The sequence below is a fragment of the Pontibacterium sp. genome, assembly GCF_041587635.1.
Classification (GTDB): Bacteria; Pseudomonadota; Gammaproteobacteria; order Pseudomonadales; family Balneatricaceae; genus Pontibacterium.
On record NZ_JBFGYC010000731.1, the window covers coordinates 1 to 1413 of the forward strand.

The 1413-nt window shown below is 49.8% G+C and carries 1 protein-coding gene and 1 pseudogene; one reads left to right on the forward strand and one right to left on the reverse strand.

What is annotated here, in order from left to right; genetic code table 11:
• Positions 1-729: pseudogene (locus ABYW01_RS21230) on the forward strand (DNA repair protein RecN); the annotation flags it as partial.
• Between the two features lie 68 nt (positions 730-797).
• Here the strand turns inward: ABYW01_RS21230 and fur are convergent.
• On the reverse strand, positions 798-1223 hold the full coding sequence (fur, locus tag ABYW01_RS21235; RefSeq protein ID WP_372836591.1) for a ferric iron uptake transcriptional regulator: 426 nt from the start codon (positions 1221-1223) through the stop codon (positions 798-800).
• Positions 1224-1413 lie beyond the last annotated feature (190 nt).

Genomic DNA, 1413 nt, shown 5'->3' on the forward strand with positions numbered 1-1413 from the left:
CACAAAGTACAACCCGAAGAGCTTCCCCAACTGCATCAGACCCTGGCCAAAGAACTGCACACACTGAATCACAGTGATGAGGCTCTGGAACAACTCGGGCAGAATGTAGATAAACACTATGCGTTGTTTCTAAAAGAAGCGGAAAAACTCAGTGTCAGCCGTAGCAAAGCCGCGCGTAAGCTGAATAAAGCGGTCGACGAACAGCTGCATAATCTCGGAATGCTGGCGGCCAACTTCCAGGTTCAACTCACGCCCAACGAAACAGGCCAGACAAACGCACATGGACTCGAAGAGGTCGAATTCCTCATCAGCACCAATAAAGGCCAGCAAGCACGCCCTCTGGCTAAGATTGCATCCGGCGGTGAATTGTCGCGAATCAGCCTAGCTATACAGGTGATTACCGCCCAAACCTCCAGCACACCCACACTGATATTTGACGAAGTTGATGTGGGTATTGGCGGAGCCGTCGCAGAGGTAGTCGGCCGGTTGATGCGCCAACTGGGTGAACAGGCTCAGATTCTATGCGTCACACATCAGCCTCAAGTAGCCTCTCAAGGTCATCAGCACCTGTTTGTCAGCAAGAAGGCACGAAAACAACAGACCTTTACCCGTATAAACCGCCTCAGACGTGACGAACGTGTGCAGGAAGTCGCCCGCATGCTGGGGGGCATCGATATCACTGAACGATCTGTTGAACACGCCCGCGAGATGCTTGGTTTTAGCGCTTAACCGAAACATCAGGCACAAAAAAGCCGACCATTAGGTCGGCTTTTCAAATCCAATCACTGCGTTGAAAATTACTTGTCTTCGCAGCCTTCAGTACAAACACCGTACAGATACAATGTACGATCAGTCACGGTAAAGCCAAGGCTCTCTGCAATCTCGTGCTGACGACGTGTCAGCTCAGCATCAGAAAACTCGGCAACCTTGCCGCACTTCACACAGACTACGTGATCGTGCTGATCATCACGCGCCAGCTCAAATACTGAGTGACCACCTTCAAAGTGATGACGAGACACTAGACCCGCGGCTTCAAACTGAGTCAACACACGATAAACCGTGGCCAAACCCACGTCTTCACCCGATGTCATCAACAGCTTGTAGATATCTTCCGCGCTGAAGTGCACACCGGCATCCGCTTGCTCGAGGATCTGGTAAATTTTAACGCGTGGAAGCGTTACTTTTAGTCCGGCCTTACGCAGTTCCTGGTTTTCGATTGCCATAATAATTCTCTATGCTGTTCCTGACACGGAATGATACACTCGCTCCATTATCCGCATTTAATGACGAAAGTGGAAGACAGAAAGAAATGCAAAAAATTCTTGTTAGCGTTGCTTTTATAGCTTTGTTGTCAGGCTGTTCCGGATTCCCGGGTGTTTACAAGATTGATGTTCAGCAAGGTAACGTTGTCAC